At 70.9% G+C, this 14,698-nt stretch carries 11 protein-coding genes; 8 read left to right on the forward strand and 3 right to left on the reverse strand.

Features of this window, described 5'->3' with window-relative positions:
* Positions 1 to 66 precede the first annotated feature (66 nt).
* Positions 67 to 270: a DUF3460 family protein gene (locus MMF98_RS18230; protein WP_243308270.1), complete on the reverse strand. Its 204-nt coding sequence runs from the start codon at positions 268 to 270 to the stop codon at positions 67 to 69.
* Between the two features lie 59 nt (positions 271 to 329).
* Between MMF98_RS18230 and bamE the strand changes: the two genes are divergently transcribed.
* From bamE to MMF98_RS18255, 5 genes are all read left to right on the forward strand, one after another.
* A complete protein-coding gene (bamE, locus tag MMF98_RS18235; RefSeq protein ID WP_243308271.1) occupies positions 330 to 818 on the forward strand; it encodes an outer membrane protein assembly factor BamE domain-containing protein in 489 nt (162 codons plus the stop codon).
* A 27-nt stretch (positions 819 to 845) separates the two neighbouring features.
* Positions 846 to 1,289 carry a hypothetical protein gene (locus MMF98_RS18240; RefSeq protein ID WP_243308272.1) on the forward strand — a complete coding sequence of 148 codons (444 nt, stop codon included), beginning with the start codon at positions 846 to 848 and terminating at the stop codon, positions 1,287 to 1,289.
* A gap of 71 nt (positions 1,290 to 1,360) precedes the next feature.
* Positions 1,361 to 2,455, forward strand: coding sequence for an efflux RND transporter periplasmic adaptor subunit (locus MMF98_RS18245; protein WP_243308273.1), 1,095 nt, complete (start codon positions 1,361 to 1,363; stop codon positions 2,453 to 2,455).
* Complete coding sequence (locus tag MMF98_RS18250) at positions 2,455 to 5,577, forward strand: efflux RND transporter permease subunit (RefSeq protein ID WP_243308691.1); 3,123 nt, start codon at positions 2,455 to 2,457, stop codon at positions 5,575 to 5,577. The genes MMF98_RS18245 and MMF98_RS18250 overlap by 1 nt, the downstream gene beginning before the upstream one ends.
* The gene (locus tag MMF98_RS18255) at positions 5,574 to 6,839 is read left to right on the forward strand and encodes a TolC family protein (RefSeq protein ID WP_243308274.1); all 1,266 of its coding nucleotides are present in this window, start codon (positions 5,574 to 5,576) and stop codon (positions 6,837 to 6,839) included. Before MMF98_RS18250 ends, MMF98_RS18255 begins: the two co-directional genes overlap by 4 nt.
* A 7-nt stretch (positions 6,840 to 6,846) precedes the next feature.
* Here the strand turns inward: MMF98_RS18255 and MMF98_RS18260 are convergent, their stop codons facing one another.
* Entirely contained in the window at positions 6,847 to 8,490 is a 1,644-nt protein-coding gene (locus MMF98_RS18260; protein ID WP_243308275.1) for a SulP family inorganic anion transporter, read from the reverse strand.
* 212 nt (positions 8,491 to 8,702) lie between these two features.
* Here MMF98_RS18260 and MMF98_RS18265 point away from each other — a divergent pair, with 212 nt between their 5' ends.
* The gene (locus tag MMF98_RS18265; protein ID WP_243308280.1) at positions 8,703 to 10,430 is read left to right on the forward strand and encodes a sensor domain-containing diguanylate cyclase; all 1,728 of its coding nucleotides are present in this window, start codon (positions 8,703 to 8,705) and stop codon (positions 10,428 to 10,430) included.
* A 48-nt stretch (positions 10,431 to 10,478) separates the two neighbouring features.
* On the opposite strand, the gene metG is transcribed toward MMF98_RS18265, so the two are convergent.
* On the reverse strand, positions 10,479 to 12,509 hold the full coding sequence (metG, locus tag MMF98_RS18270) for a methionine--tRNA ligase (RefSeq protein WP_243308290.1): 2,031 nt from the start codon (positions 12,507 to 12,509) through the stop codon (positions 10,479 to 10,481).
* Between the two features lie 71 nt (positions 12,510 to 12,580).
* On the opposite strand from metG, the gene apbC reads away from it, so the two are divergent.
* Both apbC and MMF98_RS18280 read left to right on the forward strand, forming a co-directional pair.
* Positions 12,581 to 13,669: an iron-sulfur cluster carrier protein ApbC gene (gene apbC / locus MMF98_RS18275; protein ID WP_243308292.1), complete on the forward strand. Its 1,089-nt coding sequence runs from the start codon at positions 12,581 to 12,583 to the stop codon at positions 13,667 to 13,669.
* 24 nt (positions 13,670 to 13,693) lie between these two features.
* Positions 13,694 to 14,650 carry a LysR substrate-binding domain-containing protein gene (locus MMF98_RS18280; protein ID WP_243308294.1) on the forward strand — a complete coding sequence of 319 codons (957 nt, stop codon included), beginning with the start codon at positions 13,694 to 13,696 and terminating at the stop codon, positions 14,648 to 14,650.
* The last annotated feature ends 48 nt before the right edge of the window (positions 14,651 to 14,698 follow it).

The following is a 14,698-nucleotide window of genomic DNA, read 5'->3' on the forward strand; positions in this document are numbered from 1 at the left end:
AATCGCTATCAAATCAATAGCATGAAATGTCCACGGGACGAGGACATCTGCCATTTTTGATGGCTGTCAGGCATGGGTCTGGTAGACGTAGGGCTGTTGCGGCACTTCGGCCTCGCGGTACTCTTCCCAGGCGCTGCGGTCCACGCTCTTGTCCCACAGCAGGGCGCGTCCGGCGCGCTGCTGGGCTTCCAGGTCGGGCTTTTCGGCCTTGAGCTGCTCGATGAACTGGGTGACTTCGGACTGGTAATGGGGGCGGCGGAAGATGGACATAAACTGGACCTCGTTTGCTCAATTTTACCGGGGCCACCATGTGGACGAGGATTTGCACCATGGGATTGATTTCTGCGCTGCTGGGACTGGTGGGCTGCGACCCCCAGCGCATCAGCGAACTGGAGGAGGGCGTTTCCACCGAAGCCGACGTGCGCGCGCGCTTCGGCGAGCCCGAAAAAGTCTGGGACGAGCCCGGCGGCGCCCGCACCTTCGAGTACAACCGCCAGCCCGCCGGCCACAAGAACTACATGATCACCATCGGCGCGGACGGCAGGATGAGCGCGCTGCGCCAGGTGCTGACGCCCGAGAACTTCGCCCGGGTGCAGCCCGGCATGACGCTGGACGAGGTGCGGCGCAGCCTGGGCAAGCCGATGAAGGTCACGCCGTTCCTACTGAAGAACGAGACCCACTGCGACTGGCGCTACGCGGACGGCCCGAACCAGGCCGACGCGAAGATCTTCACCGCGGTGTTCAATGCCGAGCTGCGGGTGGTTTCCACGCAGTCGGTGCTCGACACCACGCCCGGGCAGGGCAACAGCGGGCCGTAGCGCCAGCGGGAAATTTATAATCGGCCCATGCATCGCCCCGTATCGCACCGACGCCTCACGCCCTGGACGTGGCTGGTGCTGCTGTTGGTGCTGCTGCAGGTGCTGGGGCCCCTGGTGCACGGCCATTTCGGCGCGTCGCGGCTGGCGGGCTGGCATGTCCACCTGAGCAAGGCGCCGACCTACCAGGCGCCGCGCAGCGCCGAGGCGGCGGCAGCAGTTCCTTCGTCGCCCGGCGATGCCTCCGAGGGCGCCGCCGTGAGCGTGGAGCCCGGGCTGCGCGCCGTGTTTGCCTCTCCCGCCATCTTCCTCGCGCTGGCGCCCGCGTTCTTCGCCGTGCTGGCCCTGCTGCCCGGCCTGTACCTGGCGGCGACGGCGCGGCGGGCCGCCCGGGTTCGGCGCGTGCTGTTCACGCCGCGTTCGCGCCCGCCCAACGCGCCGCCGCCCGCGCTGGCGCCTCCCGTTTTCTCCTGAGCTTTTCGTGAGTCCGCGCGGCTCCCTGTGACGGGGCGCCGCGGTCGTTTTGCTTTTGTCAGGAGTTTTTCATGTTGAAGTCTCTGGCGCCCCTGTGGGCGCTGCCTTGGCTGGCCTGGTGCTGTGCCGGCCAGGCCCAGACCGTGGCGCCGCCTGCGCCCCCCGCCGAACTGCGCATCAGCGCCGCCCAGAGCCAGGCCCTGGGCATCGCCCTGGTGCCCGCCAAGGCGGTGCAGAACCTGGTGGTGGCGGCCACCGGCCGCGTGCAGCCGGCCCTGGGCGCGCAATCCGCCGTCGCCGCCCCGTTTGCCGGCGCGGTGTCGCGCCTGCTGGTGGCGCCCGGCAGCGCCGTGCGGGCCGGCCAGGCCCTGGCCCACTTCAACAGCCCGGACTGGTTTGAAGCCCGGCGCGCCCAGGCCGAGGCGCGCGCCCAGGCCGATCTGGCCGAAGGCACGCTGCGCCGCGATGCCGCCCTGTACGAGGAAGGCATCATTCCCGCGGCCCGCTGGCGCGCCGCGCAGGCGCGCGTGCAGGAAACCCGCGCCGCGCTGCTGGCGCGCACCCAGGTGTTGCAGGGCAGCGGCATCCAGGCCGCAGCGCAGGCCCAGCCCGTGCTGGTGGCGCCGGCCGCCGGCACCGTGATCGAAGTCAATGCTGTGGCCGGCCAGCGTTTCGCGGCCGGCGACACCCTGTTCCGGCTGGCCCAGGGCCAGCAGCTCGAGGTGGAAGCCCTGCTGCCGGCCACCGCGGCGCTGCCGCGTGCCGGCGACGCCGCGCTCATGCCGACCCACGAGGCCGCCGGCACGGTGCTGGCCGTGGTGCCCGCGCTCGACGGCTCGGCCACGCAGCGCGTGCGCATCGGCGTGACCCAGGCCGGCCGGCTGCAGGCCGGCCAGTCGGTGCCGCTGCAGCTGCGCCTTGCCGCGCCGTCCCAGGCGCTGCCCGCGGGCCAGGCCCTGGTGCAGGTGCCGGCGCGCGCGGTGTTCCAGTGGCGCAACCAGCCGGCCGTGTTCGTGGCCTCGGGCGACACGGTGCGCCCGGTGGCCGTGCGGCCCTGGTCGGCGGATGACGACACGGCAGTGGTGCAAGGCGCCCTGGGCGCCGGCAGCCGCGTCGTGGCGACCGGCATCGCGGCCCTCAAGGGCCTGCTGCAGGGAGAGCCATGATGCTGAACCGATGGATGGAGGCCAGCCTGCGCCAGCGCTGGCTGGTGCTGGCGCTCGCCCTGGCGGCGGCCGTGATGGGCGCGCTGGCCTACCTGCAACTGCCGATCGACGCGTTTCCCGACATCTCGCCGACCCAGGTCAAGGTGATCCTCAAGGTGCCGGGCATGACGCCGGAAGAGGTGGAGCAGCGGGTGGCCACGCCGATCGAGATCGAGATGCTGGGCATCCCGCACAAGCGCATGGTGCGCTCCATGGCCAAGTACGGCATCGTCGACGTGACCATCGATTTCGACGAGGGCACCGATGTCTACTGGGCGCGCCAGCAGGTCAGCGAGCGGCTGGCCGGCGTGATGCGCGAGTTGCCGCCCAGCGCCGCGGGCGGGCTCGCGCCCATCGCCACGCCGCTCAGCGAGATGTTCATGTTCACGCTGGAGGGCGAGGGCCATTCGCTGGCCGAGCGCCGCCGCGTGCTCGACTGGGTGATCCGGCCCGCTTTGCGCACCCTGCCGGGCGTGGCCGAGGTCAACGCGCTGGGTGGCGAGGTGCGCAGCTACGAGGTCATTCCCGACCCGCAGCGCCTGGCCGGCCGTGGCGTCACGCTGGCCGAGCTGCGCCAGGCCCTGCTGGCGAACGCGCGCAACGACGGTGCCGGCCGCCTGGACAGCGGCGAGGAGGCGCTGGCGGTGCGCGTCGAGGGCGGCATCCTCGGCACGCAGGACGCGGCGCAGATCGTGGTGGCGCAGCGCGAGGGGCGTGTCGTCACCGTGGGCGATGTCGCCACCGTGCGCCTGGGCGCGGCCACGCGCTATGGCGCGGTGACGCGCAACGGCACCGGCGAGACCGTGCAGGGCCTGGTGCTGGGGCTGCGCGGCGCCAACGCGCGCGAGGTGGTCGCAGCGGTCGGGCAGCGCCTGGCCGAGCTGCAGCCGCAGCTGCCCCCGGGCCTGCGCATCGAGGTGTTCTACAACCGCGGCGACCTCGTGGAGCGGGCCGCAGGCACGGTGCTGCGCGCCCTGCTGGAGGCCTGCGCGCTGGTGGTCGTGATGCTGTACCTGTTCCTGGGCGGGCTGCGGCCGGCCCTGGTGGTGGCGGTGACGCTGCCGCTGACCCTGCTGGTCACGTTCTTCCTGATGGGCCGGGTGGGGCTGACGGCCAACCTGATGAGCCTGGGCGGCCTGGTGGTGGCGATCGGCATGCTGGTCGACGCCGCCGTGGTGGTGGTGGAGAACGTGGAGGCGCGGCTGGCCCAGGAGGCGCAGGCCGTCGCGGGCCCGGTGCCGCGCGCCCGGCTGCTGGCCCTGGTGGGCGAGGCGGTGCGCGAGGTGGCCGTGCCGGTGCTGTCGGGCGTGGCCATCATCGCCATCGTGTTCCTGCCGCTGCTGTCGCTGCAGGGGCTGGAGGGCAAGCTGTTCGCGCCGGTGGCGCAGACCATCGTGCTGGCGCTGGCGGTCTCGGCCGTGGTGGCCTTTGCCGTGGTGCCGCCGCTGTGCGCCGTGCTGCTCAAGGCTCACGGCGCCGAGCCGCCGTGGCTGATCCGCTGGCTGCAGCGCGGTTTTGCGCGGCTGCAGCAGGCCAGCTTCGCGCACCCGCGGCCGGTGTTCGGCGCCGCGGGGCTGCTGCTGGCCGCGGCCGCCGTGCTGTATGCGCTGACCGGCAAGACCTTCATGCCGACGCTGGACGAGGGCGACCTGATCGTGCAGCTGCAGAAGCTACCCTCGATCTCGCTGGGCGCTTCCACCACGCTCGACACCCGGGTGCAGCAGGCCCTGCTGGCCGGCGTGCCGCAGGTGCGCTCGGTGGTGGCGCGTGCCGGTGCCGACGATCTGGGGCTGGACCCGATGGGCTTCAACGAGACCGACACCTTCCTGGTGCTCAGGCCCAAGGAGGAATGGGGCGGCAGCAAGGAGGACATCATGGACGGTGTGCGGCGCGTCATGGCGCAGTTCCCCGGCGTGGCGTACAGCTTCACGCAGCCGATCGAGATGCGGGTCTCGGAAATGCTGACCGGCAGCCGCGGCGACGTGGCGCTCAAGCTGTTCGGCAACGACCTGCACCAGATCGACCAGGCCGCGCAGCAGGTGGCCGCGCGCCTGCGGCAGCTGCGCGGCGCCAGCGAGGTGATCGCGCCGCGCAACGAGGGCATGCAGTACCTGTCGCTGCGGGTGGACCGGCTGGCCGCGGGCCAGGCCGGCTTCAGCGCCGACCAGCTGCAGGAGACGCTGCGCAACCAGATCGAGGGCGAGACCCTGAGCCTGATCGCCGAGGGCGTGGTGCGCACGCCGCTGGTGCTGCGCGGCAGCGAGCAGGTGCGCGAGGCGCCGCAGAACCTGGGCGCGCTGGTGGTGCGCTCGCCAGCGGGCCAGAGCTGGCCGCTGTCCAGCCTGGCGCAGTTGCGCCAGACCGAGGGGCCGGTGCGCATCGACCACGAGAACGGCAGCCGCTTCGCCGTGATCCAGATCAACGTCGAGGGGCGCGACCTGGCGGGGTTCGTCGAGGAGGCCCAGGCCGCCGTGGCCACGCTGGGCCTGGCCCGCGAGATCCGGCTCCAGTGGGGCGGCCAGTTCGAGAACCAGCAGCGCGCCGCCGCGCGGCTGGCGCTGGTGGTGCCGGTGGCGCTGGCGGCGATCTACGCGCTGCTGTTCCTCACCTTCCGCTCGGCGCGCCAGGCCGCGCTGGTGTTCGCCAACATCCCGTTCGCGCTGGTCGGCGGCATCGCCGCGCTCAAGCTTTCGGGCGAGTACCTGTCGGTGCCGGCCTCGGTGGGTTTCATTGCGCTGCTGGGCATCGCGGTGCTCAACGGGCTGGTGCTGGTGTCGTACTTCAACCAGTTGCTGCAGCAGGGCGAGCCCATGCACCGCGTGGTACGCGAAGGCGCCCGGCGCCGGCTGCGGCCGGTGCTCATGACGGCCGGTATCACGGCCCTGGGGCTGATTCCGCTGCTGTTCGCCAGCGGGCCGGGCTCGGAGATCCAGCGGCCGCTGGCCATCGTGGTGTGCGGCGGGCTGGTGACCTCGACGGTGCTCACCCTGCTGCTGCTGCCCATGCTGTTCGAGCGATTCGGGCGGCCGCCACCAGACCGTGACCATTCGCTCCCCGTCGATTCCCAGGAGGTGCAGGCATGAACACGCTGTTTGTCATGCGCCGTGCTGTGGCGGCGGTTGTGGCCTGGCATGCGGCTCAGGCCTGGGCCCAGGCGGGGCTGCCCGACGAAGCCGCGGTGCGCCAGGCGCTGGAGAACCATCCGGCGATCGCCAGCGCCGATGCCGAGCGCGCGTCGCAATCGGCCCATGCCGACGCCCTGCAGCGCGGGCCGCACGAGTTCGTGCTGCGGGCCACGCCGCAGCGGCGCATCGTGCGCAATCCGCAGGAGCGCTTCACCGAAGGCCAACTGATGATCGAGCGCCCGCTGCGCCTGGGCGGCAAGGCCGCCGCCGATGCCGCGCTGGCCGAGGCCACGCGCGCGCAGGCCGGGGTGGCGCTGGAAGATGCGCGCCATGAGCTGGCACGCGAGCTGCTGCAGCAGTGGTTCGCGGCGCTGCGCCTGCGCATCGAGTGGCAGGCCCAGTTGCGCGCGCAGTCCCAGGCGCAGGCGCTGGCGGCCGCCGTGGAGGCCCGGGTGAAGCAGGGCGATGCGGCGGCGCTGGACCTCGCACTGGCGCGCGCCGACCTGGAGCGTGCACGCGCGGCCGGCCTGGCGGCGGCTGCGGCGGCCCGGGCCGGCGAGGCCGCCCTGCAGGGCCAGTTCCCGGGGTTGCGGTTGCCGCCGCCGGACGCTGCGCCGGGCGAGGCGCAGCGCCTGGGCGAGCTGCTGCCGCGCGAGGCGCCGGGGTCGCCGCAGGACCTGGGCCCGCGCTATGTGCAGGCGAGCCACGAACTGCGGCTGGCCCGCGCGGACTACGAGCGGCTGCAGCAGCAGGCCGTGCGCACCGGCCTGGAGCGCCGTCCCGATCCCACGGTCGGCGCCTTCATGTCGCTCGAGCGCGCCGGCGCGGAGCGCGTGATCGGCGTCAGCCTGTCGATTCCGCTGGGCGGCGGCTACCGGGACGCGCAGGCGGCGGCGGCCGAGGCCGATGCGCGCGCCGCCCAGGCGCGCCACCAGCGCGTGGAGCGCAAGGTGCAGGCCGAGTTCGAGTCCCTGTGGGCGACGCTGCAGGGTGGGCTGGAGTCCGCCCGGGCGCTGCAGGAGGCCAGCCGCCAGCAGCAGGCCGCGCTGGCCCGCATGACGCGCGCCTATGCACTGGGCGAGGCCGGGGTGGCCGAGCTGCTGGCGGCGCAGCGTGCCGGCGATGACACCCGCCGGCAGGCGGATGTGGCCACGGTGGAGGCGCTGCACGCGTACCACCGGCTGCAGCTCGACCTGCACCGGTTGTGGGATTTCGACTAGGCCCGGCTCAGGCCGGCTGCGCCGCCAGCCTGGCGGCGAAGCCGGTGCGCTCCATCAGCGAGCGCGGCTGTTCGTTGAGGTGCAGCAGGTGCAGGGTGCCGCCGTGCTGGTGGATCACCTTGAGCAGTTGCTCCAGCGCGTCCAGCCCGCTGGTGTCCAGCGAGATCAGCTGCGCGGCATCGAGCTCGACCCGCAGCGGCGCGGGGGAGGTTTCCACTGCCTGCACCACCGGGTCGATCTTGGCCACCGCGCCGAAGAACAGCGAGCCGTAGAGCCGGTAGGTGACGGCGCCGTCCGAGCGCGCGGTCTCGCGCACCTGGAACAGCGAGCTCATGCGCCGCACGAACAGCGCGCAAGCCAGCAGCAGGCCCACCTCCACTGCCACCGTGAGGTCGAACACCACCGTGAGCGCGAAGGTGCCCAGCATCAGCATGCGGTAGTGGCTCGAGTAGTGCCGGAGCCGGCCGAACGCGTGCCATTCGCCCATGTTCCAGGCCACGAACAGCAGGATGCCCGCGAGCACCGCCAGCGGCACCGCCTTCGCCAGCGGCGCAGCCACCAGCACGATGGCCAGCAGCGCCAGCGCGTGCACCATGCCGGCCACCGGCGAACTGCCGCCCGAGCGGATGTTGGTGACGGTGCGCGCGATGGTGCCGGTGGCCGGCATGCCGCCGAAGAACGGCACCACGAAGTTGGCCACGCCCTGGGCCATGAGCTCCTGGTTCGGGTCGTGGCGCGTGCCGGTGGTCATCTGGTCGGCCACGCGCGCGCACAGCAGCGACTCGATGGCGCCCAGCAGCGCGATGGTCAGCGTGGGGGTGACCAGCAGCTTGACGGTCTCCCACGAGAACGCGGGCAGGGCGAAGGCGGGCAGGCCCTGCGGAATGCCGCCGAAGCGGCTGCCGATGGTCTCCACCGGCAGGTCGAGCGCCCAGGCCAGCAGCGTGAGCGTGGCCAGCGCCACGATCGGGCCGGGGATGCGGCCGGTGGTGCGCACCGCGCGGTGCATGCCCGGGATCGGCAGGTTGAGCGCCTGCTGCAGGCGCGACTGCTCATGCCACAGCCGCGGCCAGACGAACAGGCCGAGCAGGCAGGCCGCGCCCAGGCCCAATGCGTACAGGTTGAGGCTGTGCAGGTGCAGGGCCAGCGTGTGGATCTGCGAGAAGAAATCGGCCGGCATGTGCTGGATGTCCAGGCCCAGCAGATCCTTGAGTTGCGACAGCGCGATCAGCACCGCGATGCCGTTGGTGAAGCCGATCACGATGCTCACCGGCACGTAGCGCACCAGGGTGCCGAGCCGGAAGAAGCCCATCAGGAACAGCAGCACGCCGGCGCAGGCGGTGGCGATCAGCAGGTTGGCCAGGCCGTAGCGCTCGACGATGCCGTAGACGATCACGATGAAGGCGCCGGCCGGTCCGCCGATCTGCACGCTGGAGCCGCCCAGGGCCGAGATCAGGAAGCCCGCGATGATCGCCGTCCACAGGCCGGCCTCGGGCTTGAGGCCCGAGGCGATGGCGAAGGCCATGGCCAGCGGCAGCGCGACGATGCCCACGGTCAGGCCGGCGCCGATGTCGCGCGCCAGCCGCTCGCGGTCGTAGCCGCTCAGCGCCTTGAGCAGCCTGGGCCGGAATTCGAAAGAAGGGGAAAACATGAAACCTCCGGGGTTGAACTGAACAGAAAACGGTTCAGTGCAGCTCCGGAGGCCCGCAATGGTGCAGCCGCGTGATGAACAGGCGCCGCCGCGACAACAGCAGCGGGCCGAACGGGGGGTGGTGCAAAGGCATGACTGGCTGCAGTGTACGCTTGCGCCCATGCTTGGTACAGTGGCGCTGCAGGCGCTGGAGTGGCCTGATGGAGGGCTTGATGATCAGTGACGGGATGGGATGTCGGCGGTTCGTGGCCTTCCTGCTGGCGGCCTGCCTGTGCCTGCTGGCCCAGGCTGCCTCCGAGCCGGCCCCGGCCTGGCCCGGTGTGCAGGTGCCGGCCACCTACTGGGTGGACGATTCGGGCCAGCTCAGCCTGGACGAGGTGCTGCCCCGCTTTCAGCACGGCGACGCCCGGCCGGTCGACCCGGACAAGACCCTGCCCACCGGCGAAGGGCATGCCGTCTGGTACCAGCTGCAGCTGCCCGACGTGTCCAGCCCCCGGGCTGCGATCCTGACCGTGCCGCATCCGGGCATGGACGGGGTGGATCTGTACCGCCCCGACAGTGCGGGAGGCTGGCAGGTGGAGCGCGCCGGCGACATGGTGCCGGTGGCGCGCTGGCCGGTGCGCTACCTGCACCCCGCGTTCAAGTTCGTGCTGCAGCCGGACGAAACCCGCCCCACCTACCTGCGCGTGCAGCACAGCCATCCGATCGGCGTGCGCTGGCTGCTGTGGGATGCGCACAGCTTCGACGAATCGAGCAAGCTGTGGCACATGCTGCTGGGTGGCTACGTGGGGTTCATCGTGCTGGTGGTGGTGCTCAGCTGCACCAACGCGGTGTCCTGGCGCGATCCGATTCATCTGTACTACGCGGCCTATGTGGTGGTGCTCGGCCTGGGGCAGCTCTCGCTCACGGGGCTGGCCGGCGAGTATTTCTGGCCGCACAACGCCTGGTGGAACGACATCGCCTCGGTGGTGCTGCCGATGATGGCGGCGGTGCTGGCCAGCCTGCTGCTGCGCGAGCTGGTGGCCGAGCGCGGCTCGCGCCTGCTGACGCGCCTGCTGCTGTCGGCCGGCATCGCCGGCGCCCTGATCTCGCTGGGCTTTCTGGTGGTCGGGCGCGACCCGTTCTTCCTCCTCTCCAATATCTTCTACCTGCTCACCTTCGTGCTCACGCTCGGCACGCTGGGCTGGTTCGCCTGGCGCCGTCCGCGCGTCGGGCTGTGGGTGCTGGCGGGCTTCCTGATGCTGATCGTGGGCTCGATGTTCTCGATCCTGCGCAATCTGAGCGTGCTGCCCATGACGTTCGCAACCCAGTTCGGAGCGCAGATCGGCGCCGCGCTGGAGATCCCGCTGCTGCTCACCGGGCTGTACTTCCGCAGCCGCGAGCGCCGCGACAACCAGGTGCGCCTGGGCGCGCTGTCGCGGGTCGACCCGCTGACCGGGGTGGCCACCCACCGCGTGCTGGTGGAGCGGCTGGAGCACCTGCTGCAGCGGCATCACCGCGACCCGACCATCGGGGCCGTGCTGCGCGTGCGCGTGAGCAACGGCCCGGCGATCCGGCAGGAGCATGGCCTGGAAGGCGCCCAGGCCGCGCTGGTCAAGGCCGGTGCCTGCGTGGCCCGCTGCGCGTCCGAGGGCGACACCGTGGCGCGCCACCGCGATGGCGACTTCGTGCTGATCCTGGAGGGGCGCGTCACGCGTGACCAGGCCTCCGAGGTCGGGCAGAGCATCATTGCCCGGGGCCTGGCCTACAGCCGGCGCCTGCCGCCGGGCGTGACGCTGGCCCTGCACGTGGCCTATGCCTGCGCGCCGCTGCCCGGCGACAACGCCGAGGAGCTGCTCGACAGGCTGGATGAGACGCTGGACGAAATCGCGCAGCATCCCGCCCGGGCGCTGCGCTTCGCCGGCGAGGCGGCGCAGGTCGTGATGCTGCACCGGGCCTGAAGCCCGGCCGCCGGGGCCGCCGTTCGAGGCCGACGGCGCGATGCGTTCTCAGCGCACCCGCATGCCCGGCTCGGCGCCGGGCCAGGGGTTCAGCACGTGGATACCCGGCCGGGCCTGCTCGTCGGCGTGGCTGGCGGCCAGCACCATGCCTTCGCTGAGGCCGAACTTCATCTTGCGCGGCGCCAGGTTGGCCACCATCACCGTGAGCTTGCCGACCAGGTCTTGCGGCTGGTAGGCGCTGGCGATGCCGCTGAACACGTTGCGGGTCTTGCCTTCGCCCACGTCGAGCGTCAGGCGCAGCAGCTTGGTCGAGCCTTCCACCGCCTCGCAGGCCACGATCTTCGCGATGCGCAGGTCGATCTTGGCGAAATCATCGATGGTGATGGTGGGGGCGATGTCCTCGCCGCCGGGTGTGAGCTTCTCGGGCTCCGGCGCGGCCGGCGGCTCGAACAGCGCGTCGAGCAGCTTCGGGTCCACGCGCTGCATCAGGTGCTCGTATTTACTGACAGCGTGGCCGGCCCCCAGCGGCGTGGCGGCGTTGGCCCAGTCGAGCGCGGCGCAGTTCAGGAACTTCTCGGCCTCGGCGGCCAGCGCGGGCAGCACGGGCTTGAGGCAAGCCGTCATGACCTTGAAGGCTTCCAGGCATTCGGAGCAGACTTCAGCGGCTTCGGCGGTCTTGCCTTCCTTGACCAGCTTCCACGGGGCGGCGCCGTCGAAGCGCAGGTTCACCTCGTCGGCAAAGGCCATGATCTCGCGCAGCGCCTTGCCGTATTCGCGGGCTTCGTACAGCGCGCGCACCTGGGCAACCAGTTCCACGGCCTTGGCGTTCGCGGGCGTGGCGAGCAGCTTGCCCTCCGGCACGAATTTCACCGCGCGGCTCGCGATGTTGACGTACTTGCCGATCAGGTCGCTGTTGACCCGGGCCATGAAGTCCTCGGGGTTGAAGTCGATGTCTTCGTTGCGGCCGTTGAGCTTGGCCGCCAGGTAGTAGCGCAGCCATTCCGGGTTCATGCCCAGGCTCAGGTACTTGAGCGGGTCCAGGCCGGTGCCGCGGCTCTTGCTCATCTTCTCGCCGTTGTTCACGGTCAGGAAGCCGTGCACGAACACCTTGTTCGGCACCTTGCGGCCGCTGAAGTGCAGCATCGCGGGCCAGAACAGCGTGTGGAAGGTGATGATGTCCTTGCCGATGAAGTGGACCTGCTCCACGGCCGGGTCGGCAATGAAGGCGTCGTAGTCCACGCCGATCTTGCCCAGGTAGTTCTTGAGCGAGGCCAGGTAGCCCACCGGCGCATCCAGCCACACGTAGAAATACTTGCCCGGCGCGTCGGGGATCTCGATGCCGAAGTAGGGCGCGTCGCGGCTGATGTCCCAGTCGCCCATCGCGGTCTTGCCATGCTCGTCGGGCCGGAGCCATTCGCTGATCTTGTTGAGCACCTCGGGCTGCACCGCGCCGCTGGTGGTCCAGCGGTTCAGGAATTCGAGGCAGCGCGGGTCCGACAGCTTGAAGAAGAAATGCTCGGAGCTTTTGAGCACCGGCGTCGCGCCCGACAGCGCCGAGTAGGGGTTGATCAGGTCGGTCGGGCTGTAGACCTTGCTGCAGACCTCGCAGTTGTCGCCGTACTGGTCCTTGGCGTGGCAGTTGGGGCACTCGCCCTTGATGAAGCGGTCGGGCAGGAACATGTTCTTCTCGGGGTCGAAGAACTGCTCGATGGTCTTGCTCGAGATCAGGCCGTTGGCCTTGAGGTCGCGGTAGATCTGCTGCGCCAGCTCGGTGTTCTCGGGGCTGTCGGTGGAGTGCCAGTTGTCGAAGCGGATGTGGAAGCCGTCCAGGTACTCCTTGCGGCCGGCCGCGATCTCGGCCACGAACTGCTGCGGCGTCTTGCCGGCCTTCTCGGCCGCGATCATGATCGGCGCGCCATGCGCGTCGTCGGCACCCACGAAATGCACCGTGTGGCCCTGCATGCGCTGGAACCGCACCCAGATGTCGGCCTGGATGTACTCCATGATGTGGCCGATGTGGAACTTGCCGTTGGCGTAGGGCAGGGCGGTGGTGACGAAAAGCTGGCGGGGTGCGGGCATGGTGTTTTTCCGGGGGAACCTGCGATTTTATGGGTTGTGGCTACACTGCACCCGGAACAGGAAATAGGACTATGCCCACTCAGGAACAGTTGTTGCAGGCCCTTCAGGCCGTCACGGACCCGAACACGGGCAAGGATTTCGTCAGCACCAAGGCCCTCAGGAACCTCGCGGTCAGCGGGGGCGACGTGTCGTTCGAGGTGGAACTGGGCTACCCGGCCAAGAGCCAGATCCCGGCCCTGCGCCGGGCCCTGATCGCCGCGGCCAAGGGCGTGCCGGGCGTGGACAACGTCTCGGTGAACATCGGCACCCAGGTCATTGCCCACTCGGTGCAGCGCGGCGTCCAGCTGATGCCCAATGTGAAGAACATCATCGCCGTGGCCTCGGGCAAGGGCGGCGTGGGCAAGAGCACCACCGCGGTCAACCTGGCGCTGGCGCTGGCCGCCGAGGGCGCCAGCGTGGGCCTGCTCGATGCCGACATCTACGGCCCGAGCCAGCCCATGATGATGGGCATCGACGCCCGCCCCGAGAGCGAGGACGGCCAGACCATGGAGCCGCTGGAAAACTACGGCGTGCAGGTGATGTCGATCGGCTTCCTGGTGGCCCAGGACGAGGCCATGATCTGGCGCGGCCCGATGGCCACCCAGGCGCTGGAGCAGCTGCTGCGCCAGACCAACTGGAAGGACCTCGACTACCTGATCGTCGACATGCCGCCGGGCACCGGAGACATCCAGCTCACGCTCTCCCAGCGCGTGCCCATGACCGGCGCGGTGATCGTCACCACGCCGCAGGACATCGCGCTGCTCGATGCCAAGAAGGGCATCAAGATGTTCGAGAAGGTGGGCGTGCCCATTCTCGGCATCGTCGAGAACATGGCGGTGCACGTGTGCAGCAACTGCGGCCACGTGGAGCACATCTTCGGCGCCGACGGCGGCAGGAAGATGGCCGCCGAGTACGGCATGGACTACCTCGGCGCGCTGCCGCTGGACCTGCAGATCCGCCTGCAGGCCGACAGCGGCAAGCCCACGGTGGTGGCCGATCCCGACGGCGAGGTGGCCGGCATCTACAAGGCCGTGGCGCGCCAGGTGGCGGTCGGCATCGCGGCCAAGGCCAAGGATTTTTCCGCAAAGTTCCCGACCATCACCATCAGCAAGAACACCTGAGGGCGGCGCCCCGCCGTTCGCGCCATGAACCAGCTTGCTCCGCTGCGCTACCTCGTGGCCCTGAGCGAGCACCGCCACTTCGCGCGGGCCGCCCAGGCCTGCCACATCACGCAGCCGGCGCTGTCCAACGCGCTGCGCGCGCTCGAGAAGGAGTTCGGCGTCGCCATCGTCAGGCGCGGGCGCACCTACGCCGGGCTCACGCCCGAGGGCGAGCAGGTGCTGGCCGCGGCCCAGCGCATGCTGCACGAGCACGAGTCGCTGCAGCAGGCGCTGCGCGGCAGCGCGCAGCAGCCCGTGGGGCGCCTGCGGCTCGGCGTGGTACCAACCGCGCTGCCGGTGGCCGCGCGCTTTGCTGCCCAATTGCGCGCGCTGCACCCGGGCATCGTGCCGGTGGTCAGCTCGCTGAGTTCGCAGGAGATCGAGGCCGGGCTCGACAGCCTCGCGCTGGACCTGGGCCTGGGCTTCACCGAGCGGGTGCACCCGCGCGCCGGCCGCGCCGCGCCCTTCGCGGTGCTGCCCCAGTACACCGAGCAGTATTTCCTGCTGCGCCGCGCCGCGCCGGCGCACGCGCGCTTTCGCCTGGGGCCGCCGCTGCCGTGGCGCGAGGCCGCGGCGTTGCCGCTGTGCCTGCTGACGCCCGACATGCACAACCGCAGCATCGTCGACGCGGCCTTCGCGCGCGCCGGCGTGGCGGTGGCGCCGGCCATGGAGACCAACTCGGTGCTCACGCTGGCGCTGAGCGTGCAGGCCGGCGAGCTGTGCAGTGTGCTGCCCGGGGCGCTGGTGGCCGCGGTGCGCGGCCACGGCGGGCTGCAGGCGCAGCCGCTGGTGCGGCCCGAGGTCGGCACGCCGGTCGGCTTCATGCTGCCGGCGCAGGCCCGGCCGGCGCGCGTGCTGCAGGCGGCGCTGGCGTTCGCGCAGGAGCCGCGCTGGCTCCATGATGCGGCGCAGCACAGCGGCGCCCTGCAGCCGGCCGGCTGAGAGGCCGAGATTCAGCGGCTGAATCAGCCGATACAACGATTCAATTTG

It is taken from the genome of Variovorax terrae, from assembly GCF_022809125.1.
Classification (GTDB): domain Bacteria; phylum Pseudomonadota; class Gammaproteobacteria; order Burkholderiales; family Burkholderiaceae_C; genus Variovorax_A; species Variovorax_A terrae.